A 23,693-nucleotide genomic window follows, 5' to 3' on the forward strand; every position below is an offset into this window, starting at 1 on the left:
CGATCTTCGACCTCGTCGACTACGGCGTCGTCGGCGACCTCTTCAACGTCGTCCCCCAGCTCACCGACGAGGTCAAGACCCGCAAGGGCTGACCCACCGGAAGCAGTACGGCCTGAGGGCCCGTGGTGATGGTCACCACGGGCCCTCGCCACGTGCGCGTAAGGAAGCCCGAGGGACCTGTCGTTCGCGGTCCGGGGCCTCGGTCCAGTACTGGCGACGCAGCCGCGGTCCGCCGAGCGTGACGTGGGCGCGTCTGCCTAGGCTGTCAGGCGTGCAGAACGAGCTCACCCACGAAGGCAGCACCTTCATCAACTTTCGAAACTACGAGTTCCAGGATTCGAGGTCGCCCGCCTTCAGGTGGGTCGATATCAAGTGTCTGCGGTTCCCAAGGGAGTCTGTCGGCGATACGGAACTGCTTGCCGCACTCATCGGGCATGACCAGTTTCGGGACGACTACGCCGGCGGTGGAGTACTGCTGGAGGGACTGCGGCACGGCCCGTACTGGGTGAGAGCGGTAAGCCCCGACGTGTACGAAGCCGTCGGCCGGGAGATGAGTGACCGGATTTTGTGGGAGTGGGCGAACCAGTTCGAAGACGTTCCCGCCGAGCTTGGGACGGATCTGCAGCGGGAGGTGTTCGACCGCCTGGCTGCGGCCGAGCAGATCTACTACCTGAGCGAGCTGGGCGATGAGGCTCACCACGACTGGGGTGGTGTGCACAGTGACTTCCACGAGTTTGTGCTCATCGACCGCTCGGGAGGTCAGATCACACTCCTCGTCGCGGCCGACGACTGATTCATCAGTCAGAGCGGTGAGACGGTCCCCTGCCGCGCCGTCGGCAGTTGACCTCCACCCCGCGAGCGGCCGAGCGACTCGGCGGGGTGGTGCTCGGCGGGGTGGTGGCGCCGCCCCGCGCACCAGGGTCGGCGGCGGCCAACCCCAACGGCACGGTAGTCCAAGCCCGTTTCCCGGTTCGGATCGCCGCCTTAGGCGTGGCGATGCGCTGGCGGTCAGGAGGTTCGGTTGTCTCCGCTGGGTGCATGGCTCAGGTCCACGACACAGAAGATGTTGCCGTCCGGATCAGCCAGGACGACGAAGTCGGGATCGGCCGGGTAGAGGCCCCAGTCGACCACGCCGGCGCCCAGAGCAGTCAGCCGCCGGACCTCCGCTCGTTGCTCCTCAGTCGTGTCCGTGAAGAGGTCCAGGTGGAGACGGGGGCGTGGCTCAGGCGGGGACGTGCTGAGTTGCAGACCGAGGGCACGACCCGAGCCGTCGGCGTGGTTGAGGGTCCTCCACGTCTCGCTCTTCGCCTCCTGTGATTCAACCAGGTTCAAAGCGGCGGACCAGAAGGCCACAGCGCGAGGCATGTCCGTGACACCGATGACAGGGATTCCGAGTCGCAGCATGAGAACGAGCCTAGTACTCCAGTCGTAGATCGCGATCATGAATGTGCGGTCCGCTCGTCGGTAACCTGCGTGTGTGGTTGAGACCTGGGATGAAGTGCAGTTGATCGCGGACGGCTTCGAGCGTGTGCTCGTCGAGCTGGAGTGGTACGACGGACCCCGCCTCGGGCTCACTGCCATCGACGGGGAGCCCACTACTTCGACGGCTACGGCCGATACGTCTCGGAGAGGCCATCGCCCGCGAGCTGGCGGCGGGGTGATCAGGCTCGTTCGGGCGGAATCTGGGCGGCGGCGGAGAACAGTCACAGCCGCAAGCGGCGGGGCTCCCAGAGGCGGGGTTTGCCGGTCAGGGCGAGCATCGGAATCCAGGCCAGCAGGTCAAGGGCGAGCTGGACGATCTCCAGCCAGATCTGGTTCCGTGGGGATCGTTGAGCGGTTGGTACCGGACGAGTTGTGGGAGTTGTTCCAGCGGGTGGTGCCGGAGGCGCCGTCGCGGCCTCAGGGCGGTGGTCGACGGCGACACGGAGACCGGAAGGTGCTAGCCGCAATCGTGTCCGTGGCCACGTCGTGTTGTACCTGGCAGTAGGTGCCGTCAGCTTCCTTTGGCCCTCGGGAGCAACCGCCCACCGTCGTTTCTCGGAGTGGTCAAAGGCCCGGGTGTGGGCAAAGCTGCACCGTCTGGTCCTCGACGAGCTGCGGCAAGTACGGCTCGAAGATCCATCTGATCACCGAACGAACCGGTCTGCTCATATCCGTCGGAATCTCCGGGGCAAACCTGCACGACAGCCAGGCCCTGATCCCGCTCGTGAAGGGCATCCCGCCGACCCGCTCGCGCCGCGGACGGATACGGCCCAAGCCGGGAAGCTCCATGCCGACAAGGGCTACGACTACTCCCACCTGCGGCGCTGGTTACGCGCGCGAGGGATTGCACACCGCATCGCACGCAAGGGAGTCGAGTCCTCGCAGCGGCTGGGCCGCCACCACTGGACAGTCGAACGCACCATGGCCTGGCTCGCCGGGTGCCGACGCCTCCACCGACGCTACGAACGCAGAGCCGATCACTTCCTCGCCTTCCACAGCATCGCCTGCACCCTCACTACCGCAGACTCGCCAAATGAGATGGCTTCTAACAGAGCCGCCGCCCGGCCAGGCACAGGGGCGAACAGGACACTCCAGGTCGCCGCACGGCTTTGCAGCGCCCCGGAACACCTTCTCCCCGTGCCGCCTCGCCACATGTACTGGCTGCGGATACCCGCGAGCTCGCCCCCTATCCCCGCACATTCACGGAGCCTCCGGGTGCTGAAGCTGAACCCCACCGACGAACAGACCGCCGCCGCCGACGCCTTCCACGCCGGTTACCACCTTGCCTCCAAGCAGGCGCCGGAACCGGCTAGACCAGCACACTCGCCTACGTCGCCCAACACACCCAACGACGCGGCCAATACCTCACCTAGAACAAGGCCATCGCCCAGGACGCAGCCACCCGCTTCCCCCCAACGGTCCTCTGCAAAGCCGCTCACGCCCTGGCCGTCGCGCCACCGGCCGCCACTACGCCCGCCGCCTGAACCGTGACCCGGGCGAGTCCGACCGCTTGCGAGCCCCGACCGCGATCCCCATGCTGGGGCTCACCTCCTGTGTCGTGCTCGCCACGCAAATCGAACCCCAGGTGTGGCTCCGTGGACTCTCGCTGATCGCAGTCGGTGTGGTGCTCTCGGCGGTTGCCACCACAAGACCGAACAAAGCGATCGGCACGGCGCCGAGGAGGCGGCCGGCGCGGGCGTTACCGAACCGAAGTAGACCGTCCACCGCACTATCAGTCGTCCGGAAAGGCGTCCGCGCGTACGTGAGGCATAGGGCTGCTGCTCACCCGGTAGGGATCGCCCGACGGGCGATAGGCGGGGCTGACGCGCAGGGTGAGCGGCCCCACCCACTCGTAACCCATGCGCTCGCCATGGCGAGCCAGGTCATCGGTGAGAGCCTCTCCCACGTTGCCACCGCTCCGCCGCACCAACTCCTCGTGCACCCGGGCGTCCAGTTCCACCTCGTAAGCGTTCGGCGCGACCACTCTGCTCTCGCTGCACACGATGGCCCGGGAATCGCACTCACGTCGCAACGCTTCGAGCAGTTCGACGGGCTCATGGCGGCGAGCCCGAGAGACCAGAGCACCTTCCCAGCGCTCCAGGGCTCGTTCCCAGCGTGTCAGTCCTCCCTTGGCCATCGGCCTGCCCTCCCGGTCCCCCCTCACCGGCGCCCGCGCAGCCGACCTAGGAGGCCGCGGGCCTGGGAGCGCTTGCGCGGGTCGGCGGCGACTCGTCGGGCCAACACGGTGGCCCGTCGTCCCTGCGGGCTGCGGGTGAACTGCTTGATGCGCATGACCAATCCGGACATGATGCCCTCTCTTTCGCATTGTGTACCGTTCGCTTACCCGGTGCCACCGCGGCGATGTCCGGGGTAGCGCCGCGAAATCGGATGTCCGAAAGGCAGGGTCCGGATCACAACCGGTCACAGCCGCCACCACTTGCACTTCGCGGCGATGCCGGCCGCTTCCGGTCGGGAGCGGCTGGGGAGCATGCGCGGTGCCACACGCCGATAGTGCTCGGCCAGATCGGCCTTGGTGACGCCGTCATGCGGAAACAGTTCCTTCTCAGCCCGCTTCACGTCGATCGTGCGTCGGCCGACCCGAAGCTCAACCGTGGGGCTCACGCCACCGCCTCCTTCTCGCCGGTGCTCTTGCTGCCTCCCCGCTCCCCCGCTGGATCATGGGAGCGGTGTGCCTCCGGTGGCGTTCATGATCTCCGCGGTGATGAAGCTCGCGTGCTCCGAAGCGAGGAACACATAGGCAGGGGCCATCTCCGCGGGCTGGGCCGGCCGGCCCATCGGCGCCTGCTTGCCGAACTCCTTGGTGTCCGGCAACGTGGCCGGGATCAGCGGTGTCCACACCGGTCCCGGAGCAACGGCGTTGACGCGGATACCCTTGTCGACCAGCATCTGCGCCAGCCCCTGGGTGAACGTGACGATGGCGCCTTTGGTCATCGCGTAGTCGAGCAGGTGAGGGCTCGGCTTGTAGGCCTGCACCGACGTGGTGTTGATGATGGAGCCGCCTGGCGGGATGTGCGGCACAGCCAACTTGCACAGCCAGAACATGCCGTACAGGTTCGTACGCACGACCCGGTCGAACTGCTCAGTCGAGATGTCCTCGATGCCCTGGGGCTGGGACATCTGGTAGGCCGCGTTGTTGACCAGAACATCAATCCGGCCGAACTCTGTCACGGCCCGCTCGACGAGGCGACGGCACTGCTCCTCTTCACGAATGTCGCATGGAACCGCGAGGCCTCGACGGCCCGACTTCTCGACGAGGTGGATGGTCTCTCGTGCGTCCTCCGCCTCCGAGGGCAGGTGGGTGAACAGGACGTCCGCCCCCTCACGGGCGTAGGCCAGAGCGACAGCCCGACCGATACCGGAGTCGCCGCCGGTCACGACCGCCGCTCGGTCCCTCAGCAGCCCGGTCCCTCGGTAGGACTCCTCACCGTGGTCGGGCGGAGGGTCCATCGGGCCGCTCCAGCCAGGCGGCTCCTGATCCTGCTGAGGGAACTCCGGCTGCGGATGCTTGGTCGTGGGGTCCTGAGGGCTGTCACTCATGGGTGCAAATCCTTCCTCCGGCTCACTCATTCCAGCTTGCTCCGCACTCCTCCGAGCCGCGAACGCCTGACGACCCTGCCGAGGCTGCGAGCGTGCACGCGGATCATCAGAGCACCGGGTATCCCGTGGACCGCCGTCCCACGCATGCAGGGCGATGGCAATCGCGATGCTGCTTTGGGCGAGCGACTCCGCCCGTGGAGGGGCACACGACTACCGACCGGCACGGGAGAGGCTTGCGGCGGGACCGCAACCGGTCCGGCGGCATGTGCCAGCCCTGGATTGCTATCCGACCTCTGCCGTGACCACCATCGGGATGTCCGCGTCGGCCTGCGCGAGGAGGTCGCCGCCTGCAGCCCACACCGCGGATCGGCCACAGCCGGTCCACGCACCGGCAGGGCCGACGTGGTTGGCCACGACGACGTGCAGACCGAAGTCCTTGGCAATCCCCGGATACACGGCCGCGAGCTCTTCCACTCCGCCGCCCGTGCCGTACAGCGAGCTGGCCAGGTGCACCTGGCACCCCTCGGCGGCACCACGGGAGACCAGCGCGGAGAAGTGGTTGTCGAAGCACGTGGCAAGGGCGAAACGCAGCCCTCCGAACTCGAATCGGCCGTCGTGCTGTCCTGCTACGAATACGTCCTGCTCGTGCTCGAACAGGTGCTGCTTGCGATACGTGGTGATCAGTTCGCCGTCGGGCCCGAAGACCAGCGTCTCGATGGCAGGCCGCTCCCCACCGGTGACTGCAGCGCAGTTGACGACCGTGGCGACTCCGCTCGCCCGGACCGCGTCCAGGCGCGGGTCGTCCGCCCGCACCCAGAGATCTCGGCGGGCACGCAGTGCTTCGAGTTCGTACCCCGTCAGCGCCAACTCAGGGAACACCACCAGTTCGGCACCCAGTGCACGCGCCTCGCCGGCGAGGGAGGCGATCAGCCTCACATTGGCCGAAATGTCAGCAGGAGCACAGGTGAACTGAGCTGTCGCGATCTTCATGGAACTGAGCATGCCAGCCCGCGGACGGACGATCGCCGGGGGCGCTGCCGGAGGCGTCACGACCGAAGAGTCAGGCAGCCGCGTCGACCTCCCACCTCAACCCCGAGGTCACCCGCGACGGGACCATGACCATCCGCGCGTGCCGATTGAACGCCACGAAGTTCCGCGGCCTGTAGTCCGGCTCGTGCCGGACACCGTTTGCAGCCACGCACGGACCAGTCTGAACACCACGGCCGAGCGAGCCGAACTCGCACAACTCCGCGACTGGCACCGCCCGCACGCGGGCCCGGCCGGCCGGGCGAGTTCGGTAGTGCTCGATGCCGCCCCGATTGGTCAGCTGAACCCATCACGGCAAGTCGACCTCGTGGACATTCCGCCGGTCCGGGCTGCGTCGCGGCGATGAGCCTCCAGGCATCCGCACATCTATACCTTTAGGGAGAAAACGACTCATCGGGAGGAAACCATGGGCCTCATCCACATCGAGATGTTCGCGACCCTCGACCTCGTCGGGCAGGCGCCCGGCGGCCCCGACGAGGACCCGGTGGGGTTTCCGTTCGGTGGCTGGCAGGCGCCTTTGCTGGACGAGGTCGCCGGGGCGCAGGTCGGCGCCGCGTACGAGGGCACGGACGCCCTCCTGCTCGGCCGGCGGACGTACGACATCTTCGCCGGCTACTGGCCTCACCAGGAGGGCGGCAAGGACAACGAGATCGCCACCCTCTTCAACAGCGTCCCGAAGTACGTGGCCTCTCGCGGCAGGCCCGACCTCTCGTGGGCCGGATCCACGCAGCTCGGCCCGGACCTCGCCGGCTCGGTGCACGAGATCCGTGACCGGCACGAGCACGTGAAGGTCGTCGGCAGCCTGAACCTGGTGCAGACCCTCCTGCGCGAGAAGCTCTTCGACCGTCTCGACCTCTGGCTGCATCCGATCGTGCTGGGGGTCGGGAAGAAGGTGTTCGACGAGGGCGCGGTGCCCACCAACGTCACGCTCCTCGCACCCCCTGCAGCCGGCCCGAAGGGCACCGTGTACCTCCGCTACGGACTCGCCGACGGCACTCCCGCAACGGGGGACATGAGCGCACCCAATCGCGGTGCCGGTAACGACGCTTGAGCACCCGGTCTCGCGCATTGCCGTCAGCGGCCAGTGCTCCCCATCTGCCGATGAAGGCCCGGACCAGGAGTGGTGGCGGGCGATCGACGACCATCGCTACTGCGGCCTGCGCGCCGCGTGCATGGAGCACAGATCCCGCCGGCGCCGGGGCGTTCTTGGACGGGTACATCTTGCGTTCGCGCTCCTGGATGCCCACAGGTCAGTGTCCTACCAGGCCCGCCGCGCCAAAATCCCCCCGGTCAGCGCTCCCGTTTCCCGACCTACCGGATCGAAACGGTGCTCGGATCAGCCGCGTGATCGGCAGAACAGGTCCTGGTTAACGACTGAGGCAGCCAAGTGGCCGCAAGGGCTCCGGGGTTGCCATACGCAGGCCGGGTGTCCGGCACCCGGCTGTGGAGGTGTTCCGCCTCCGATGTCTGGCGGCTCTCAGCAGAGTGGCCAGTTGCGTAGCGCGGCGTCAGCCATCGCCTGGAGTTCTCCACGGCTGACGCCGCTCGCTGCTTGCACTGCGATGCCGAAGGCCAGGGTGGTGACGTAGCGGGCCAGGAGCCCCGGATCTGCCTGCGGAGGGAGGTCGCCGTCGTCGACGGCTTGCTGGAACCGCTGCCGTAGGCGGGAGCAGCCGTTGTTCCGCCAGGCGGCGAGGAGGTCACGGACTGCCCGTCCGGAGTCGCCGACGGCCAGGGCGCTCTGGACTCCCATGCAGCCGTGAGGGCGGGCCGGGCCTGTGGTGGTCCGGATGGTGCCGGTCAGAATCGCGGTGGCGGTGGCCAGGGCGGTCGGCTCTTCCAGGGCGCGGTCCAGGTACGCGCTGGGGCCTTCGGTGTAGCGCTCCAGTGCTTTGCGGAAGAGCTCCTCCTTGTTGCCGAAGGCCGCGTACATGCTGGTGGTGGAGATGCCCATTGCCTCCGTGAGGGTGGCCAGGCTGGCGCCCTCGTAGCCGTGCTCCCAGAAGACCAGCATGGCGCGCTCAAGCGCCTCGTCGGTGTCGAATCCCCGCGGTCGGCCGACGGAGCGGCTCTGTTTGGTGCCCACCCCCACAGGCTACCGCCTTCCGTATCGAGCGATGCAGAAGTGCTATGTTCAATTTCTGCATCGATCGATGCAGAATGTTGGGGAGGCTATTGCCGTGGGACTGTTGGAAGGAAAGACCGCTCTCGTCACCGGGGGCAGCAGTGGTATCGGCCTGGCCAGCGCTGTGCGGCTGGCGGCCGAGGGGGCGCATGTGTTCATCACCGGCCGGCGCAAGACAGAACTCGACGCGGCCGTCGGAACGATCGGCTCGGCGACCGCTGTGATCGGCGACATCGCGGACCTGGCCGATCTGGACCGGGTCTACGAGGCGGTCCGGGACCGTGGACAGGGTCTGGACGTCCTGTTCGCGAACGCCTCCGTCGCCGCGTTCGCGCCGCTGGAGCAGATCACGGAGGAGCACTTCGACGCCCTCTTCGGGATCAACGTCCGGGGCACACTGTTCACCGTCCAGAAGGCACTGCCTCTGCTCAACGACGGCGCCTCGGTGATCCTGAACGGTTCCACCAACGTGGACGTCGGCGCGGAGACGTTCGGCGTGTACGCGGCGTCCAAGGCCGCCACCCGGTCCTTCGCCCGGACCTGGGCCAATGAACTCAAGGGCCGAGGCATCCGGGTCAACGCCGTCACGCCCGGCCCGACCGACACCCCCGGCCTGTCAGGACTCGCCCCCGACGCGGAGCAGGCTGCCGGCCTGCGGCAGCACTTGGCGGCGCAAGTCCCGCTGGGCCGGCTCGCGCGCCCGGAGGAGATTGCCGCAGCCGTGGCTTTCCTCGCCTCCGAGCAGAGCAGCTTCATCACCGGTTCGAGCCTGTACGTCGACGGCGGCCTGAACCAGATCTGAGCTCGAAGACGGTTGCGGCGCCCGGCCGGGCCGAGCTGGTTCCAGTTCAACGGCCGGGCGGCTCGCTTCGGGAGGAGAGGTGGCAGGATGACACGGTGTTCGACTCCCTGCGTGAACTATGGCTGCGCGGCATCGCCTTCAATCCGGCGGCTCCCTCCGACGTACTGGTACGCCTGCTGGATCGAGCGGCCGGTGAGACCGGCCCGTTGATGTGCGGCGGTCGTGACCTGCCCGACGCCGTCCTCGACGCCGCACTGCGCAACCCGGCCGAAGTCATCCGCCGCGCGCTCGCCCGCAACCAGTACGTCGACCCGGCGCGACTCGCCCCCTTGGCGACGGACCCGTCGGGACTGGTCCGCGCCTCCCTCGCCGGCGGCCCCCGCCACTACCTCCGATTCGTCCGACCGCTGCCGGACGACATCCTCGTGACCCTCTTGACCGCGCAGGACGGCGGCGAGGACGGCAAGGTCACCGAGAGGGAGATCGTCGGGGAGCTCGAATCGTCCCGGCAGATCCCGCTGTCCTTCTTCCGCCGCATGGCCGACCACGAGCACCCCGAACTCCGGATACGGGCCACCTGGAGGTGGGAGTCACTCCTCCTGGCGCAGCGGGCAGGGCTGCTCGACGATCCGGACCCCGCGGTCCGTGAAGCTGCGCAGGACAGGAACTGGGTGCTGGACCCGGAACGGGTGGAGGCCAGACTGCCGTCCTTCGGTTCGCGCAACAGATTCGCGTTCGACACCTGCGCCCTTTCCCCCGCGCTCGTCGAGCAGTGCTTCGCGGACGGCACGGTGCACCCCCTGGCCCGGAACCAGCACACCCCGGCCTACGCCGTCGCCCGGCTCGCCCGCCACCACGCGGCCGAGGTCCGCGTGCTGGCCGCCACCCGGCCCGACCTGGGGCCCGACCTGGCCGCCGAGTTGACGACGGACCCGGACGACGACGTACGGAGGCACGCACGCCTCCACCCCTTCTCCCGCACCTGGACCGAGTACGAGACGATCCACAGGATCATCGACCACGGCCCTGACTGCACCTGCCCGATCACCGAGCCGTTCACCGGGTCGAACCTTGAGCCGGCCGTCGGGCCGTCGCCCGACTGGTTCGCCGCCTGTGCGGTGTCCGAGGAACCCATACTCCGCCGGATTGCGGCGAGTTGGCCGGGCCTGTCGGCGGAACTCGTCAAAACGCTCGCGCAGGACGACGACGAGGAAGTGAGGATCCGGCTGGCCTGCCACCACCCGCTGGCTCCCCCGCACGTCCTCCTGGACGTCTTCGTCACCCGGCCGGACCACCGCCCGCACCTGCTCACCCTGCCCGCCTTCCCCCGTACCGGCCGGGCTCACCTCATCGGCCATGCGGATCCCGAGGTACGGGCCCTGGCCGCAGAAGACCCCGCCTTGCCCGACCCCCCGGTGGAGGACCTCGACGACGCGGTGCGCCAGGCAGCGGCCGCCAACCCGAGCCTGGCACCGGGCGCCCTGGAGGCCCTCCTCACCGACCCCCGCACCGCCGAGGGCGCTGCGGCCAATCCGGCCCTCCCCGTTCAGCGCATGCACGCACTCCTCGACCGCTGCCTGAACGGCACCGCCACCCCGTCGGGGGCCGTCCAGCGCTGACAGACGGCGTCCACGGCCGGTCGGGTCGTGAACATCCGCTGCGACTCCGCTGGTGGCCCCCATGCGTTCGCGGCCTGGCTCGCAGCGCGGGAGTGACTGTCGTACGCGGTCGGGATCCGGCTCCGCACGCGCCCCCTACCCGAACCAGCAGTAGACATCTTGCCCCTGACGTCGGGCGCTCCCGACGAGAGCGGCCAGATCGCCCAGGATCACTTCGGCGATCTCCGTGTCGATGACCTCGCCGTCCTCCGCCCGCTGCAAGGACCACGCGACTGCGGCATCCTTCAATGCTGACAGCTCGGCTTCGGCTAGTGCGGCGGACAGGCGAGGCGAGAACGCGAAGACGACGCACCCGTCATCGTCCTGGCCGGCGACGATACGCGGCTCACCAGCTTCGACGAGCTCCTCGAAGCTGCCGCCCGCAAGCAGGCACTCCCACTCGACCACAGCTTCCTCGGGATCGAAGTTGCCGAAGGAGAGCGACTCGAATGTGCGTCGCGGCCCGGTCTGCAGAGCCAGAGCCGCTGACGCGTCATCCGGGGCTGCGAAGAACTCGATGATGATGCTCACCCCGGCATCATGCCGGACCGCCCACGACCGTGATCGGCCGGACGAAGCGAAAGCGCTGGTCACTGCCCTCGACGAGCGGCTGTGACCAGCACTTTCGCAATACATGCCTTACGAGGCCTGCATCTCGTAGGCGCCGGACAGCGCCTCGACCTGGGACCAGACACGGGCGCAGCGCTCCGTATCGGCCACCGGACGCCGGATGGCGGCCAGGGCCCAGGCGGCCTGCGCGTCGGTGGTGGCGGCCTTGCCGTGCAGCTCGGTGGCGTAGGCGGAGAAGTCGCGGATCAGCACGTCGAAGATCTCGTCCAGCACATCGGCGTCCAAGCCGGTCAGCTCAGCCTGCTCCAGCACCAGTTGGCCGTAGACAACCAGGGCGAAGAGGTGGCCGATGACGAGCGAGAAGTCGAGGTCCTGCTGTTGGGCCCGGTCGGGAGCGTGCTGGGACAGCAGTTCGCACAGTGCGTCTGCCTGCTCCCGGAAGCGGGCCACGTTGGGCCGGTCGGCGTGCGCGTCATAGGCGGTGCGCCAGTCGTGGAAGCGGATGGCGCCCAGGCCGCGCGCCGGGCCCTGCTGGAAGAGGAAGGTGTCGTCCGCCGCGTCGAGACGGGTGGGCACGGGCGCGTACTCGGCGGGATCGAACAGGTAGTTGGGCATGAACTTCTGGATCAGGGCGAGGTTGACGTGGACCGTGCCCTCCAGCTTCGGCAGGCCGCGGATGTCCCGGGCCGCCTTGTCGAAGTACGTGTCCTTCTCGAACCCCTTGGCGGCGATCACGTCCCACATCAGGTCGATGACCTTCTCGCCCTCTGTGGTGACCTTCATCTTGGTCATCGGGTTGAAGAGAAGGTAGCGGCGGTCGTCGGGGCCGGCGGAGCGGAAGTAGTCGACAGCCCGGGCACTGAAGAGCTTCATGGCGACCAGACGGATGTACGCGTCCGTGAACTCCCGCCGCACGTGCGGGAAGGCCGTGACCGGCTTGCCGTACAGGATGCGGTTGTCGGCGTGGGTGACCGCCTCGTACATGGCGTGTTCGCAGATGCCGATGGAGGCGGCGCACAGGTTGAACTTGCCGATGTTGATGGTGTTGAGGGCGGCGTCGAAAGCGGCCTTCCCGGTGTGCATCACGTCCTCGGCACTCACCGGGTAGTCCTCGAGGCGGAACTCGCTGACGAACATCTGCGAGTTCACCACGTTCTTCACCAGGTGGTAGGCGGGGTGGCGACTGTCCGCGGCGAAGAAAACGTAGCCGTCGGGGCCCTCGATGTCGGAGCGGCGGCCGAAGACGGAGACGAGGCCGGCGACGTTGCCGTTGCCGATGTAGTACTTGGAACCGTTGGCGAGGAAGCCGCCGTTGCCGTCCGGGGTGAGGACGAGGTCCGTCTGGTAGATGTCGGCGCCGTGGCCCTTCTCGGACAGACCGAAGGCCATGACATGCCCTTCGGAGAGCAGCTGTGCCGCACGGGCGTGCGCCTGGGGGTTCGCGCTCTGCCACACCGGGCCGAGGCCGAGGATGGTGACCTGCCAGGTGTACCAGTAGTTCAGGCCGTAGAAGCCGAGGATCTCGTTGAGGGCGGCGTTGCGCGCGGTGTCCCAGCGCTTGTTGCCGTCGTCGGCCGCGCTGGCGGACGGGGTGAGGAAGGCGGCGAAAAGGCCCTCCTTGGCGGCGAACTCCAGGAAGTCCGCGTACCAGGTGCGGTCGATGTAGTCGCTGAGGAGCGCCTTCTTGCCACGGGCCTCGAACCAGTCGATCGTGGCCCTCAACAGGCGGCGGGTCTCAGGGTCGAAATGCGCAGGATCGTACGTGCGCGGGTTGAAGAGCAGTTCGCTGGGCATGGAAGGGTCCTTTCTGGGGCCTACTGGGTGCAAGGTCAGCCGATGATCCGGCGGAGGGTCGCGAGGACGTCGTCGAGCCAGGCGAGGTACATGCGCTCGTACTCGATACCGCCGCGCAGCACGACGTGCTGCAGCGACTGGCCCGCGTCCTGCGTCTCGAGGTCGGGGAAGTCACGGCGCTCCCCTGCCAGGTAGCGCTCCAGCATGGCGGCGTGGATCTCCCGGTGCCGCTCCACCTCGGCGAGCAGTCCGGCCCTGCCCTGCGGATCGTCGAAGGCGGCGCCCCGGATCTTCACGGCCAGCTCCTGCCGAACCGATTCGGACTCGACAGGCGTTCTCAGCCAGGCGGTGAGCACGGTCCGTCCAGGGCCGGCCACCGAGTACACCTTCTTGTCCGGTCGGCCTTGCTGAGCAACCTCCTCGACGGCGACCCAGCCGTCGGACTCCATGCGCTTGAGCACACGGTAGATCTGCTGGTGGCTGGCGCTCCAGAATCGACCGATGGTTCGGTCGAAGCGGTTCGCCAACTCGTAGCCGGAACCGGGCTGCTCCAGCAGGGACACCAGGATCGCGTGTTCAAGGGCCATGCGGTGAGTCTGCTACGCAACTAGTTGCATAACAACGGGTCGCGGCCACGTGCGACACACCTCACTCCGGGGCGACGGCGCCCAACCGTGACGGGTCGACCCGCCCGGCGGCTTCGTGTGGGCGGCGGTCATTCCTTGTTGCGCAGGTGGGCGATCTGTTGCCGGGAGAGTTCAACGGTGCGCTGCATGTGCCGGTACAGAAGGGCACGCTCGTCCTCGGTGTAGTCGGCGAACATCGCCCGCCATCCCTGGCTCAGCTCGGACCAGAGCTCCTGGAGATCCCTCATCGCCTCCGGGACGGGCTCCACCCAAACCCGGCGGCGGTCGCTCTTGTCGCGGCGCCGGACGACGTAACCGGCCTTCTCCAGACGGTCGACCAGCCGGGTCGCCGATCCGCTGGTCAGGCCCGTGAGTTCGGCGATCCGGCCGGTGGTGAACGGGCCGGGCTCGGCGGTCAGCAGGTTGAGGCACTGGACGTCGGTGGGGTGCAGCTTGAGATGGTCTGCGACCGCCTGGTTGAACATGACGTACGAGGCCAGGTAGCGGCGGGACTCCTGCTGGAGATCATCGATCAGCATGTGCACCCTCGCTAAATATCTGCGTAACGCAGTAACTGTGTCGTACGGTAACCGCATGACAAAGGAATCCTATCGGCCCGTGGTGGCCGTCGCCGGAGCGACCGGCGCCCAAGGCGGCGCGGCCGCCCGTTCGCTGCTCGATCAGGGCTTCCAGGTCCGCGCCCTCACCCGCACTTCCGGCTCTGCCGCCGCCCACGCTCTGAGGGGCCTCGGCGCCGAGGTGTACGCGGCGGACTTCGACGACAGCAAATCGCTGGAGGCGGCCCTGAAGGGCGCCGACAGGTTGTTCGCTATGTCCACGCCATTCGGCTCGGACCCGGAGACCGAGGTCAGGCAGGGCATCGACCTGCTGGAGGCCGCCCGTGGTGTCGGGCACATCGTGTTCACCTCGGCAGCTCACGCCGACCGCGGCACGGGCATTCCGCACTTCGAGAGCAAGTACCGCATCGAGCGGCACCTGCGAGGGCTGGGTGTGCCGTGGACGATTCTCGGTCCGGCCGCGTTCATGGACAACTACACGGTCGAGTGGTCGCTCGAGGGCCTGCGTGAAGGCCGGTTCGTGCTGCCGATGCCGGCCGACCGGCCGCTGACGCTGATTCCCGCGCGGGACATCGGCGCCTTCGCAGCCCATGTTCTGGCGCGACCGCAGGAGTTCGCGGGCCGGCGCATCGACATCGCTTCCGACAAGCTGACCTGTCCGGAAATCGCGGAAGCCCTGACCGGGGCGTGCGGCCGACCGATCGTCTTTGAGCGGCTGCCCATCGCCCACGTCGAGGCGTTCTCGGCCGATCTCGCCGCGATGTTCCGCTACTTCACAGACGTCGGCCTCGATGTGGACGTGGACGCACTGCGGCGCGACTTTCCGGAGATCGGCTGGCAGCGCTTCGGGACCTGGGCTGCCGAGCGCACCTGGCCGGTCAGCTGATTCCACGCGGTCAGCACACAGCCGGACTCGGGCCGCGACCATCACGCTCGGCCAGGGCGTGGATGGCGGAGGCGCCGTCCTTTCGCAGCTCGTGCCAAGGGTGGCATCTGGGGCGAAGTGTTGCCGTCCGCGAGGACCCTTTCGCCCCAAGGGGCTGCCCCCCCCATGAACGCCGGTCCGGCCTGCCCGAGGGCGACCGGATACAGTGCGCGGGACGGCAGCCTGGCTTGTGAGGGATAGCGTGACCGACTCCAGCGACACCCGACCCGCCGACAGTGACGCTCAAGCGCCGCGACAGAGCCGACTGCACCGCCTGATGCGGTACATCCCCCTGATCGCCCCCGTCCTGCTGTGGGCCGTGCCCTGCTGGGTGCTCCTGCACAGCGGCCAGCACTGGCCGCTGCCGGTCACGCTCACCGGCACCGCCCTGTTCGCCCTGGGTCTCGTCGGTATGCCGCTCGCGATGGTGCGCGGCCACGGCCGGCGCCAGCAGGACCGGGCGGCGATCGTCGGTGACACCCTGCTGGGCACCAGTTGGGTCCTGTTCGCCTGGTCCATACTGCTCGGCGTCCCCTTGCTGCTCGTCCTGACCGTGGCCGGCGTCGAGGAGAGTCAGGACCGAGCTCGCATCGTCACCTGGGCCGTCCTAGGTATAACCGCCGTACTACTCGCCTGGGGGTACGCCGAAGCCCGCCGCGTGCCGCGCGTGCGCCGACTCGACGTGCAACTCCCACGGCTGGGTGCCGGGTTGGACGGACTTCGCGTCGTCCTCATCACCGACACCCACTACGGTCCCCTCGATCGCACTCGCTGGTCGGCACAGGTATGCGAGAGGGTGAACACCCTGGAAGCCGACCTGGTCTGCCACACGGGTGACATCGCGGACGGCACGGCCGAACGCCGCCGCGCGCAGGCCACCCCACTCGGAACCGTTCGGGCCACCCGGGCCCGTGTGTACGTCACCGGTAACCACGAGTACTACAGCGAGGCCCAGGGCTGGGTCGACCTGATGGACGAGCTGGGCTGGGAGCCGCTGCGCAACCGCCATGTGCTGCTCGAACGCGGAGGCGACACCCTCGTGGTCGCCGGCGTGGATGACGTCACCGCCGAGTCCTCCGGCCTGGCAGGCCACGGCGCCCACCTCGCCGGAGCCCTGACCGGCGCCGATCCCGACCTACCCGTCCTGCTCTTGGCACACCAGCCCAAGTTCATCGACCGCGCGGCAGCCGACGGCGTCGACCTCCAGCTCTCCGGCCACACCCACGGCGGCCAGATCTGGCCCTTCCACCACCTGGTCCGCATCGACCAGCCCGCCCTCGCCGGCCTCAGCCACCACGGCCCCCGCACCCTCCTCTACACCAGCCGCGGCACCGGCTTCTGGGGCCCGCCGTTCCGCGTCTTCGCCCCCAGCGAGATCACCCTGCTCGTGCTCCGCTCCCCGCACCTGCCCACCTCGCCGTAGCACTCGACGGGCCGACACATCCGCTTGGAGCAGTGCACACGCCGAGGGATGCCGCGTCGACAGATGCACAGGCTCGTCCCGCTGCGAACATGATCTGGCCCATTCCCGGGCCTACGGCTCCAACGAGCGGTAGGCGGCCGCGTTTTGCGCAGGTCAGCTACGCGTGAAGCCTGTACCACCAGCAGACGAGGAGCCCTCCTTCGCCAGGTGACCAGTGGCCGCGCCACCTGCTCACGACCGTGAGGCGCGGCCATCACCTGCGCCGTACGAGAGGGTTCCCACCAGGCGCCGCACCGGAGCAGGGCTACGGACCGTTTGAGCAGCTTTCGATCATCTGCGCCGTCGGCGTCAGCTCCTGGTCTGGCGGGTCGGGACCGATCCAGAGTTGCCTGCCCATCTCGATCACCTGCCCAGCTCACGCCAACTCCGCGGCAACCGCGGGAGGATCGCGTCTCCGCACCAACGTCACGGAGAAGGTCTCACGCGTGCGGACGGGCAACGCCACCCGCGTGAACGTCATCTGACGCAGGTTCACCATCGGTCCCCCTGTCAGCCGGAGTGACCGACAGCGCAGCCGAGGGCCTCCCCCGCAGCAAGATCTCGATCATGCAACGACCATGGCCATGACACGCAGCCGGATGTGAAGATCCTTCTCGCGCAATGGATCAATCGATGGAGAGGTGATGAAGAGCATCCGCTTCAAGGAAAAGGTAGCTGCCTTCACTACCTCTTTCGCGATCGTACCGGAAGCAGGAAAGGGAACACCTAAGTGCGTATAAGGCAAAGAAGGCACGCGGTGGTGATGGCGGCAGCGACGGCGATTCTTGCGTCGTCGCTGTCCACCTCCGCACAGGCTCAGGGGCCGAAGGTCCCCGACAACGCCGTTCAAGGCGGCAAGAGCCTGCCGAAGGCAACGAGCAAGCCCCACGCGGTCGTTGAGAAGGACCGCGCCTCGGTCCTGGGCAAGAACCACTCTTCTTCCAGGGACGTGGCCCTGTCGACCTCCGGCGACGGTACGGGCTTCCATGTCCTGACAGGAAAGGAGAAGGACGGCTACAAGTTCGCCACCGTAGCCACCCTGCGCGAAGACGGATTCGATGCGGACACCTGGATAGGCAATACGTGTGTGACCGGATCCGGGAAGTACGCGGCTGTCGCCTACGCACCCCGGGCATTTACCAACAACCCCGAATTGATGGTGCGCGGAGCATTCACCGCCGTCATCGACCTGGGCAGCGGCAAGGTCACCAAGCTGCCGTTCACGGCGTCGCTGGCCTACTTCTCTCCGGGCTGCGGCACCACGGATGACGTGGTGTTCACCCAGCTGACCTACGACGGGGACAAGGAGCAGAAGACCCGTCTTGTCACCGTGGACGCGGCCACGGACGAACAGACCCGGTCGGCCGCCTTCCCCGGTCAGGTCACCTCAGCGGTCCCGACCCGGCACGGCATCGTGGCCGGCCACGGCAACAAGCTTGTCCGTCTCAACGGGCAGAAGGAAACCGTCCTCGCCGTAACGAAGCACGTGCCGTTCCAAATCGCGGCTGACAGCAGCGACGGCGTGACCTTCATCGACCGGGCAGCCGACACCAAGAAGTCCAAGGTGAAGTCCTGGGCCAAGCACCTGGACTCCAAGCAGGTCAAGGGCAGGAAGACCACCCCGAAAACGGTCGCCGAAGGAAAGCTCGCCGACTGGGACCTGTCTGCCACCCCTGGCGGCACGGTGTTCCTCACGGGTAAGGCTACGAGCACGGGGACTCTGCCGGGTCGGGTGAAGAACCCGGGGCATCTCGCCAAGGGGGCCCGCATGTCGAGCCTCGGCCACGCGGGCGTGTCCACGACGTGGGCGGACGGCAGGACCAGCCTGATCACACCCGAGGAGGCCGAGCAGGTCCGCGACGCGCGGATCACTCTGGACGTGGTCGCCACCGGCAAGCACACCGAGCTGGACGCCACACCCCAACTGTCCGCCGAGCGGGCCGAGGCCGGAAGCCGGCTCTCCCCCGCGCTGGGTGTCCCGACGGCGAAGAAGTCATCCGCGAAGCCGTCGGTGAGCGGCGACAGCGAGGGCATGTCCACGCAGTCGGCGCGCACCCAGGTGCTGGCGGCGTCGCCGACCGGTCCGAGCGAGGGCACCGATGAGCGCTACTGTGCGGTGGCCCGCAACGATGTGAAGAAGCAGGCGTTCCAGCCGACTCCGCGGCAGGTGGAATGGGCTGTGGACCAGGCCGTTGTCGGTGAACTGGGCGTCGGCAGGCCGGCGAACTGGAAGAACACCGGCATGGACTCCTACAGCCCCCAGGGGCTGTTCCCGCCGATCACGCTGGCCGGTGACCCCAACGGCACCCTCGACAACGAGGACCCGGATGTCACCGACCGCTGGCACATACCCTCGCAGGTGATGCTCGGCATCACCGCGCAGGAATCCAACATGTGGCAGGCGACCCGCTTCGCTGTTCCCGGCGTCACGGCCAACAGCCTCGTCGGCAACTACTACGGCACCCAGTACACCTCGGACGGAACCCAGGCCGACCCCTGGCGGATCAACTTCTCCGAGGCGGACTGCGGTTACGGCATCACACAGGCCACCGACGGCATGCGGCTCGCAGGCAAGACCAAGGAGGGCGAGACGGCACTGCCGCCGTCCACGCAGGAAGCTGTCGCTCTGGACTACGCCGCGAACATCGCCTACGGCGTGACGATCCTGTCCCGCAAGTGGAACGACCTCCACGGCCAGGGCATGATGATCAATGACGGTCACCCGCAGTGGCTGGAGAACTGGTTCCTCGCCCTGTGGGCGTACAACTCAGGCCTCTACGCGGCCGCCGACTCCGCCGGCCACAAGGGGGTGGGCTGGACCAACAACCCGGCCAACCCGCTGTGGAAGGCCAACCGGGTCCCGTTCCTGCAACACGCCGTCGATCCGCATCTGGACGACTACTCCCACGCCGCGCACCCGCAGGACTGGCCGTACGAGGAGAAGGTGCTGGGCTGGGCCGCACGCCCGATCTCCGCGATGTTCGGGCCAGGCGACTTCCGGGCCGGCTATCTGGCCGCCTGGTGGAACAGCGACGCACAGCGTTCCGCGGTGAAGCCGCCGCTGGACACTTTCTGCGACGCGTCCAACTCCTGCGACCCGTCGAAGGTGGTGGACGGCGACTCCAACGACCCCGGCATGGGGGCCTGCGCACTGGACTCCGGCGACAGCGACACCAATCCACACTGGCTGCACTGCTGGTGGGGCAAATCCGCCGAATGGAAGAACTGTGACACCGGCGCCGAATGCGGCCACCAGGTACACAGGTTCAACACGTCGTACCCGGAACAGGCGGACGCCAACTCCTATCCCCCGCGGTGCAGCACCGGTCTCCCGTCGAACGCCCTGATAGTGGACGACCTTCCCGACGGCACGACCCCAGCAGGATCGAATACGCGAGGGTGCGGGGCGGCGAAGTCGGACGGTACGTTCGCCCTGACGTACCAGCCCTCCGACATCATCGATTCCGAAACCGGGCAGACCATCACCACCTACCCCGGCAAGATCGACACCCACCAGATCGGCGCCGGCTACGGCAACCACTTCTGGTTCGCCCATACTCGATCGGCCGAGTCGTTTCCGCCGCCGGGTGACCGCATGAAGGCAACCGGCACCTGGAAGCTGGGGCAGCAGATCACCGCGTACAGCGGACAGGCCAAGGTCTACGCTCATATCCCCGATCACGGGGCCCAGACCTCCAAGGCCGAGTACCACATCAAGCACGCCGCCGGCGAGACGGTGAAAGCGATCGACCAGAGCGCCAACCAGTCCAACAAGTGGGTTGATCTCGGCGCGTACTTCTTCGGCGGTATGACTGCTGAGGTCAGTCTGGACAACTTCAACGGTGGTGACGGAACCAAGGACATCGCCTGGGACGCCATTGCGTTCGTGCCTGGCGACTACTCCGGCATTCCGTCAGACCTGACCTTCGGCGACCCGGATGTCAACGCCCCGGATCCGGCGCCGGTGGAGCCGCCCCAGAGCATCTCGGGCGACTACTTCAGTCTGGTTCCCTCGCTCTCCGGCGCGGCTCGGTCCGCATCCGGAGCGGAAGACCTGCTTCTCACATCGGGTCCGGCGAAGCAGTCCGCCACATCGTCGGCCCGCTCCGTCTCGACCACGGAAGCCTTGAGTTGCTCAATATCCACACAGTCCATGGACTACACGCGGACTGACGCGTGCATCGTGGACGACCTGTACTTCACGGGATCGACGAGCGGCACGCCGAAGGCGAGCTTCGACCTCCGGCACGAGTTCGACCTGGACCCCGACAGTGACACCTTCACTCAGACGGTGTCGGTCAGCCTCAAGTCCCTGGTCACCGAGGTGCCTGCACTGACCCTGGACATCGACTTCGGCTGCCGTGGCTACTGCGAGAAGGAGACTCCCGTATGGAGCGGTTCCAAGACCTTCGTCGCGGGCGATACGCACACGGCCACAGTCACTCAGAAGATCAAGTGGAACAACACCACCGATGACAGGGGAAGGATCAGCCCCTATCTGACGGTCAAGGGAACGGCGAACGGTCAGACCAGCAACCCGATGTCGGCTGAGAAATCAGAGCTCGACGTCCGGTGTGACCGCGATGTGAAGGCCACTCCGGGCTGTGTCTTCAGCTCGTACAAGCCGACGTACGTCATGAACGCCAAGAAGTTCCCGGCGGCTGCCGCGCACGCTTGGATGGTCCAGAGCAAGTTGCCCGGACACTACGGGCTGCGAGGCAACAATCCGTTGACCTTCCTGGCCGACGACGTTCTGGTGCCCGATCCGCCGACGAGCAACAAGAGCATCGTCGACCACAACCGTGGCGTGATCTGCCCGACGTCGTGGGAGCGCAGCCGTCTGGCGACGATGTCCCCCGAGCTCGGCGCGGACGACGTCCCCAGCTGCGACGAGTTCCCCTTCGCGGCAAGTTGGCAGAGCGCTGCGACACCGAAGAACTGGGGCGGGAAGAACCTGAGCCAGGTGACATCGGGTGAAGGCTGCCTGAACACGATCGCCCAGCGCGGCGCGGACGGCGTGTGGAGGCTTGTGCCTGACCCGCGCTCCCATGTGCCGACCTGGACCGAGCCGTGTGGGCGTTCCAGCATGTCGAACAATCAGAACACCCAGTCCATGAGCCTGTTCCCGACCTGGCGCAAGAACAACAGGGTCCTTGAAGGAGACGACTACTGGCTCGACGCCAATCGCTCCTGAGCGAACTGGTTGACGCCACGTCGATTCCCTGGCGTCACAGAGAATAGGGAACCGAACAGGGGTCCGGTCGCCACGACCGGGCCCCTGCGGCGTGGCGACGCCCGTTTGGGCGCGAGGAGGAGGACCACCCTGGCTCGCGGTCCAACGGGTTCACTAGGGTTCCAGCCATGACGAACGATGGCATCGAGTGGCTGGACGCCGAACTGGGTGGGGAAGGCTTTGCCCTCACCATGGTGAAGGGCATGGCTCCCGAGGTCCTTGCGGTGAATCTGGGCGCACAGTCCGGCACACTCATCGATCCGGACATCACCCCTGGAGCGCTGGAGTTCTTCCACGGGCCCGGATCGTCGAAACTGCCGGACTGGGCGATGGTGGGTGAGGCCGGTGACGGCTGGGCGTTCGCCCTGGAGGCGCCCGAGGTCGGACATCGGGACGACAGGTTGGCACCCGGAAGAGACCTCAGAGCCCGTCACACCGTGGTGGACATCCTGGACACCACCATGGATCCGCCGGCCGTGACCGTGAGCGTGGGCGGGAGGACCGACTGGATGTTCCGGGAGTACGGCACCAGGGACGCTGACCACCCCATCAGCCGACGATTGGTCGCGGAGGCCGGTTTCGTCGCGTTCCCCCACGGCGTCTACCGGGACGACGCGTCCGAAGACTCCGGGATGGCGACCGTTTACCGGATCATCGGTGAGCACTACGGGCTGTCCTTGCCCCGAGCTTCCGTAACCGGAGGGCGTTTGCCGCACGTGTTCACCGAGCCCAGGGTGCTTCTGCACTCAGAGGCACGGTGCCCCGCTTGTGGTGAAGAGCGGATGCTCCCCTACGGCGGTGGCTTTCGAGGGCCGGAGGGCTACCGGCTGGTCTGTATCTACTACCGGGTTCGCGATGTGCCGGGCTACCCGCCGCAGGGATGTCCGGGGGAGATCTCTGCGCCTGCGGTGTCCGGGGTCGTGCGCACGGAGCCCAACCCGAAGTATGGGAATCTCCGTTTCCCTGGCACCTCTTGAAGAAGGTCCGGGACTGACGCGGTGGCTCGTGAAGGCTTCGCCTCCAGCCCTCGCTTGTGAACCGCCGTGCATCGGCACGGCGGTCCGCATTCCCCAACCTGCTTCTCGATCGGACCTGTTGACACGTACCTGGGCAGGTTCAAGAGCATCGGCCGCCCGGGCAGTGCCCCGATCTACGTGAACGCGTCCGGGGCCAACCCGATCGAGGCGCACTTCGGGCCGCTGCCGCAGTTCACACTGGCCCAACCGCACCAGGCGAACCGCGTCGTCCGGACACGGGAGTTGCACCGCTTTCTGCGCTGGCGCAGCCAGAACGTCCGGCACCCGACTCCGCGTTGGCCGGGGTGACAACACCTTCGGCCAACGCGGAGAGCGGAGGGCAAAGAATCAGGCCAGTCCGTTCCAGCCCCACCGGGGCGTGGGGCCGGGGTCACCGACGTTGGTGCCGACCGGATCAGCTGACACCTCGCGGGCGATCTTGGTGCCCCAGTCGAAGTATTCGATGACACGGCACCGCAGCAGTTCGTCGTCCGGGAGTTCCTTCTCGACAGCACCTGTCATCAGCTCCATCCAGCGCAGGCGCTGCTCCTCGGTGATCGACAGACCGAGGTGGGCGCGCAGCAAAGCCTGGTGGCCGCCGAGTTCGTCAGTGAACCGGGTCGGGCCGCCGAAGACCTCGGCGAGCCACACGGCGACGTGCTCGGTATGGGTCCGGCTGAAGTTGGCGAAGACTGGCGCGAGCAAAGGATCCGCCAGGACACCGTCGTAGAAGGTGTTGCTCAGGCGCCGGAGCGCATCAAGACCGCCGATGGCCTCGACCAGAGGTTTCGTGCTGTCGGTCATTCCGCCTCTTCTG

20 protein-coding genes and 2 pseudogenes are annotated in these 23,693 nt (G+C 67.5%); 10 read left to right on the forward strand and 12 right to left on the reverse strand.

Translation table 11 applies throughout. From position 1 onward, the window contains the following. Window positions 1–271 precede the first annotated feature (271 nt). Window positions 272–793: a hypothetical protein gene (locus ACFQ6X_RS16045; RefSeq protein WP_383181838.1), complete on the forward strand. Its 522-nt coding sequence runs from the start codon at window positions 272–274 to the stop codon at window positions 791–793. Between the two features lie 215 nt (window positions 794–1,008). Here the strand turns inward: ACFQ6X_RS16045 and ACFQ6X_RS16050 are convergent, their stop codons facing one another. Then, window positions 1,009–1,404, reverse strand: coding sequence for a VOC family protein (locus ACFQ6X_RS16050; RefSeq protein WP_383181840.1), 396 nt, complete (start codon window positions 1,402–1,404; stop codon window positions 1,009–1,011). Window positions 1,405–1,825: 421 nt separating this feature from the next. Here ACFQ6X_RS16050 and ACFQ6X_RS16055 point away from each other — a divergent pair. Together ACFQ6X_RS16055 and ACFQ6X_RS16060 are read left to right on the forward strand one after the other, a co-directional pair. Next, window positions 1,826–2,496 (forward strand): annotated as a pseudogene (locus tag ACFQ6X_RS16055) (IS5 family transposase); the annotation flags it as partial. Window positions 2,497–2,706: 210 nt separating this feature from the next. Then, a pseudogene (locus tag ACFQ6X_RS16060) lies at window positions 2,707–2,968 on the forward strand (DNA helicase); the annotation flags it as partial. A gap of 246 nt (window positions 2,969–3,214) precedes the next feature. Here ACFQ6X_RS16060 and ACFQ6X_RS16065 read toward each other — a convergent pair. From ACFQ6X_RS16065 to ACFQ6X_RS16085, 5 genes are all read right to left on the reverse strand, one after another. Further along, complete coding sequence (locus tag ACFQ6X_RS16065) at window positions 3,215–3,619, reverse strand: FhaA domain-containing protein (RefSeq protein ID WP_383181842.1); 405 nt, start codon at window positions 3,617–3,619, stop codon at window positions 3,215–3,217. Between the two features lie 23 nt (window positions 3,620–3,642). Beyond that, on the reverse strand, window positions 3,643–3,789 hold the full coding sequence (locus ACFQ6X_RS16070) for a hypothetical protein (RefSeq protein ID WP_351169038.1): 147 nt from the start codon (window positions 3,787–3,789) through the stop codon (window positions 3,643–3,645). 114 nt (window positions 3,790–3,903) lie between these two features. After that, window positions 3,904–4,104: a hypothetical protein gene (locus ACFQ6X_RS16075; protein ID WP_383181844.1), complete on the reverse strand. Its 201-nt coding sequence runs from the start codon at window positions 4,102–4,104 to the stop codon at window positions 3,904–3,906. A 54-nt stretch (window positions 4,105–4,158) separates the two neighbouring features. Further along, window positions 4,159–5,040 (reverse strand): SDR family oxidoreductase, encoded by an 882-nt coding sequence (locus tag ACFQ6X_RS16080; protein WP_383181846.1) that lies wholly within the window; start codon window positions 5,038–5,040, stop codon window positions 4,159–4,161. A gap of 282 nt (window positions 5,041–5,322) precedes the next feature. Continuing rightward, complete coding sequence (locus tag ACFQ6X_RS16085; protein WP_383181848.1) at window positions 5,323–6,030, reverse strand: carbon-nitrogen hydrolase family protein; 708 nt, start codon at window positions 6,028–6,030, stop codon at window positions 5,323–5,325. Window positions 6,031–6,493: 463 nt separating this feature from the next. Between ACFQ6X_RS16085 and ACFQ6X_RS16090 the strand changes: the two genes are divergently transcribed. Further along, window positions 6,494–7,138, forward strand: coding sequence for a dihydrofolate reductase family protein (locus ACFQ6X_RS16090; RefSeq protein ID WP_383181850.1), 645 nt, complete (start codon window positions 6,494–6,496; stop codon window positions 7,136–7,138). Between the two features lie 426 nt (window positions 7,139–7,564). On the opposite strand, the gene ACFQ6X_RS16095 is transcribed toward ACFQ6X_RS16090, so the two are convergent. After that, window positions 7,565–8,173: a TetR/AcrR family transcriptional regulator gene (locus ACFQ6X_RS16095; RefSeq protein WP_383181852.1), complete on the reverse strand. Its 609-nt coding sequence runs from the start codon at window positions 8,171–8,173 to the stop codon at window positions 7,565–7,567. Window positions 8,174–8,267: 94 nt separating this feature from the next. Between ACFQ6X_RS16095 and ACFQ6X_RS16100 the strand changes: the two genes are divergently transcribed. Both ACFQ6X_RS16100 and ACFQ6X_RS16105 read left to right on the forward strand, forming a co-directional pair. Beyond that, complete coding sequence (locus ACFQ6X_RS16100) at window positions 8,268–9,014, forward strand: SDR family oxidoreductase (protein WP_383181854.1); 747 nt, start codon at window positions 8,268–8,270, stop codon at window positions 9,012–9,014. 95 nt (window positions 9,015–9,109) lie between these two features. Continuing rightward, on the forward strand, window positions 9,110–10,633 hold the full coding sequence (locus ACFQ6X_RS16105; protein ID WP_383181856.1) for a hypothetical protein: 1,524 nt from the start codon (window positions 9,110–9,112) through the stop codon (window positions 10,631–10,633). 135 nt (window positions 10,634–10,768) lie between these two features. Here the strand turns inward: ACFQ6X_RS16105 and ACFQ6X_RS16110 are convergent, their stop codons facing one another. The 4 genes from ACFQ6X_RS16110 to ACFQ6X_RS16125 form a co-directional block, all read right to left on the reverse strand. Then, window positions 10,769–11,203 carry a hypothetical protein gene (locus ACFQ6X_RS16110; protein ID WP_383181858.1) on the reverse strand — a complete coding sequence of 145 codons (435 nt, stop codon included), beginning with the start codon at window positions 11,201–11,203 and terminating at the stop codon, window positions 10,769–10,771. Window positions 11,204–11,311: 108 nt separating this feature from the next. Then, on the reverse strand, window positions 11,312–13,036 hold the full coding sequence (locus ACFQ6X_RS16115) for an acyl-CoA dehydrogenase (protein WP_383181860.1): 1,725 nt from the start codon (window positions 13,034–13,036) through the stop codon (window positions 11,312–11,314). A 35-nt stretch (window positions 13,037–13,071) separates the two neighbouring features. After that, window positions 13,072–13,623 carry a PadR family transcriptional regulator gene (locus ACFQ6X_RS16120; RefSeq protein ID WP_383181862.1) on the reverse strand — a complete coding sequence of 184 codons (552 nt, stop codon included), beginning with the start codon at window positions 13,621–13,623 and terminating at the stop codon, window positions 13,072–13,074. A 128-nt stretch (window positions 13,624–13,751) separates the two neighbouring features. Beyond that, a complete protein-coding gene (locus ACFQ6X_RS16125; RefSeq protein WP_383181864.1) occupies window positions 13,752–14,201 on the reverse strand; it encodes a MarR family winged helix-turn-helix transcriptional regulator in 450 nt (149 codons plus the stop codon). Between the two features lie 79 nt (window positions 14,202–14,280). On the opposite strand from ACFQ6X_RS16125, the gene ACFQ6X_RS16130 reads away from it, so the two are divergent. The 4 genes from ACFQ6X_RS16130 to ACFQ6X_RS16145 all read left to right on the forward strand — a co-directional run bounded on the left by ACFQ6X_RS16130 (window position 14,281) and on the right by ACFQ6X_RS16145 (window position 22,837). Then, window positions 14,281–15,126, forward strand: coding sequence for an NmrA/HSCARG family protein (locus tag ACFQ6X_RS16130; RefSeq protein ID WP_383181866.1), 846 nt, complete (start codon window positions 14,281–14,283; stop codon window positions 15,124–15,126). 241 nt (window positions 15,127–15,367) lie between these two features. Continuing rightward, a complete protein-coding gene (locus ACFQ6X_RS16135) occupies window positions 15,368–16,588 on the forward strand; it encodes a metallophosphoesterase (RefSeq protein ID WP_383181868.1) in 1,221 nt (406 codons plus the stop codon). Window positions 16,589–17,390: 802 nt separating this feature from the next. Beyond that, complete coding sequence (locus ACFQ6X_RS16140) at window positions 17,391–21,821, forward strand: hypothetical protein (protein ID WP_383182089.1); 4,431 nt, start codon at window positions 17,391–17,393, stop codon at window positions 21,819–21,821. A gap of 167 nt (window positions 21,822–21,988) precedes the next feature. Continuing rightward, on the forward strand, window positions 21,989–22,837 hold the full coding sequence (locus tag ACFQ6X_RS16145) for a hypothetical protein (protein ID WP_383181870.1): 849 nt from the start codon (window positions 21,989–21,991) through the stop codon (window positions 22,835–22,837). A gap of 387 nt (window positions 22,838–23,224) precedes the next feature. On the opposite strand, the gene ACFQ6X_RS16150 is transcribed toward ACFQ6X_RS16145, so the two are convergent. After that, window positions 23,225–23,680, reverse strand: a complete 456-nt coding sequence (locus tag ACFQ6X_RS16150) for a group II truncated hemoglobin (RefSeq protein ID WP_383181872.1) — start codon at window positions 23,678–23,680, stop codon at window positions 23,225–23,227. Window positions 23,681–23,693: the final 13 nt, after the last annotated feature.

Origin of the sequence: Streptomyces sp. NPDC056452 (genome assembly GCF_042796085.1) — a bacterium.
Classification (GTDB): Bacteria; Actinomycetota; Actinomycetes; order Streptomycetales; family Streptomycetaceae; genus Streptomyces.

What these genes read in the sequence shown, in the direction of transcription:
- ACFQ6X_RS16050 (WP_383181840.1), bottom strand. Translation starts at nt 1,404, where the DNA reads ATGCTGCGACTCGGAATCCCTGTCATCGGTGTCACGGACATGCCTCGC.
- ACFQ6X_RS16065 (WP_383181842.1), bottom strand. Translation starts at nt 3,619, where the DNA reads ATGGCCAAGGGAGGACTGACACGCTGGGAACGAGCCCTGGAGCGCTGG.
- ACFQ6X_RS16070 (WP_351169038.1), bottom strand. Translation starts at nt 3,789, where the DNA reads ATGTCCGGATTGGTCATGCGCATCAAGCAGTTCACCCGCAGCCCGCAG.
- ACFQ6X_RS16080 (WP_383181846.1), bottom strand. Translation starts at nt 5,040, where the DNA reads ATGAGTGACAGCCCTCAGGACCCCACGACCAAGCATCCGCAGCCGGAG.
- ACFQ6X_RS16085 (WP_383181848.1), bottom strand. Translation starts at nt 6,030, where the DNA reads ATGAAGATCGCGACAGCTCAGTTCACCTGTGCTCCTGCTGACATTTCG.
- ACFQ6X_RS16090 (WP_383181850.1), top strand. Translation starts at nt 6,494, where the DNA reads ATGGGCCTCATCCACATCGAGATGTTCGCGACCCTCGACCTCGTCGGG.
- ACFQ6X_RS16115 (WP_383181860.1), bottom strand. Translation starts at nt 13,036, where the DNA reads ATGCCCAGCGAACTGCTCTTCAACCCGCGCACGTACGATCCTGCGCAT.
- ACFQ6X_RS16120 (WP_383181862.1), bottom strand. Translation starts at nt 13,623, where the DNA reads ATGGCCCTTGAACACGCGATCCTGGTGTCCCTGCTGGAGCAGCCCGGT.
- ACFQ6X_RS16125 (WP_383181864.1), bottom strand. Translation starts at nt 14,201, where the DNA reads ATGCTGATCGATGATCTCCAGCAGGAGTCCCGCCGCTACCTGGCCTCG.
- ACFQ6X_RS16140 (WP_383182089.1), top strand. Translation starts at nt 17,391, where the DNA reads ATGGCGGCAGCGACGGCGATTCTTGCGTCGTCGCTGTCCACCTCCGCA.
- ACFQ6X_RS16145 (WP_383181870.1), top strand. Translation starts at nt 21,989, where the DNA reads ATGACGAACGATGGCATCGAGTGGCTGGACGCCGAACTGGGTGGGGAA.
- ACFQ6X_RS16150 (WP_383181872.1), bottom strand. Translation starts at nt 23,680, where the DNA reads ATGACCGACAGCACGAAACCTCTGGTCGAGGCCATCGGCGGTCTTGAT.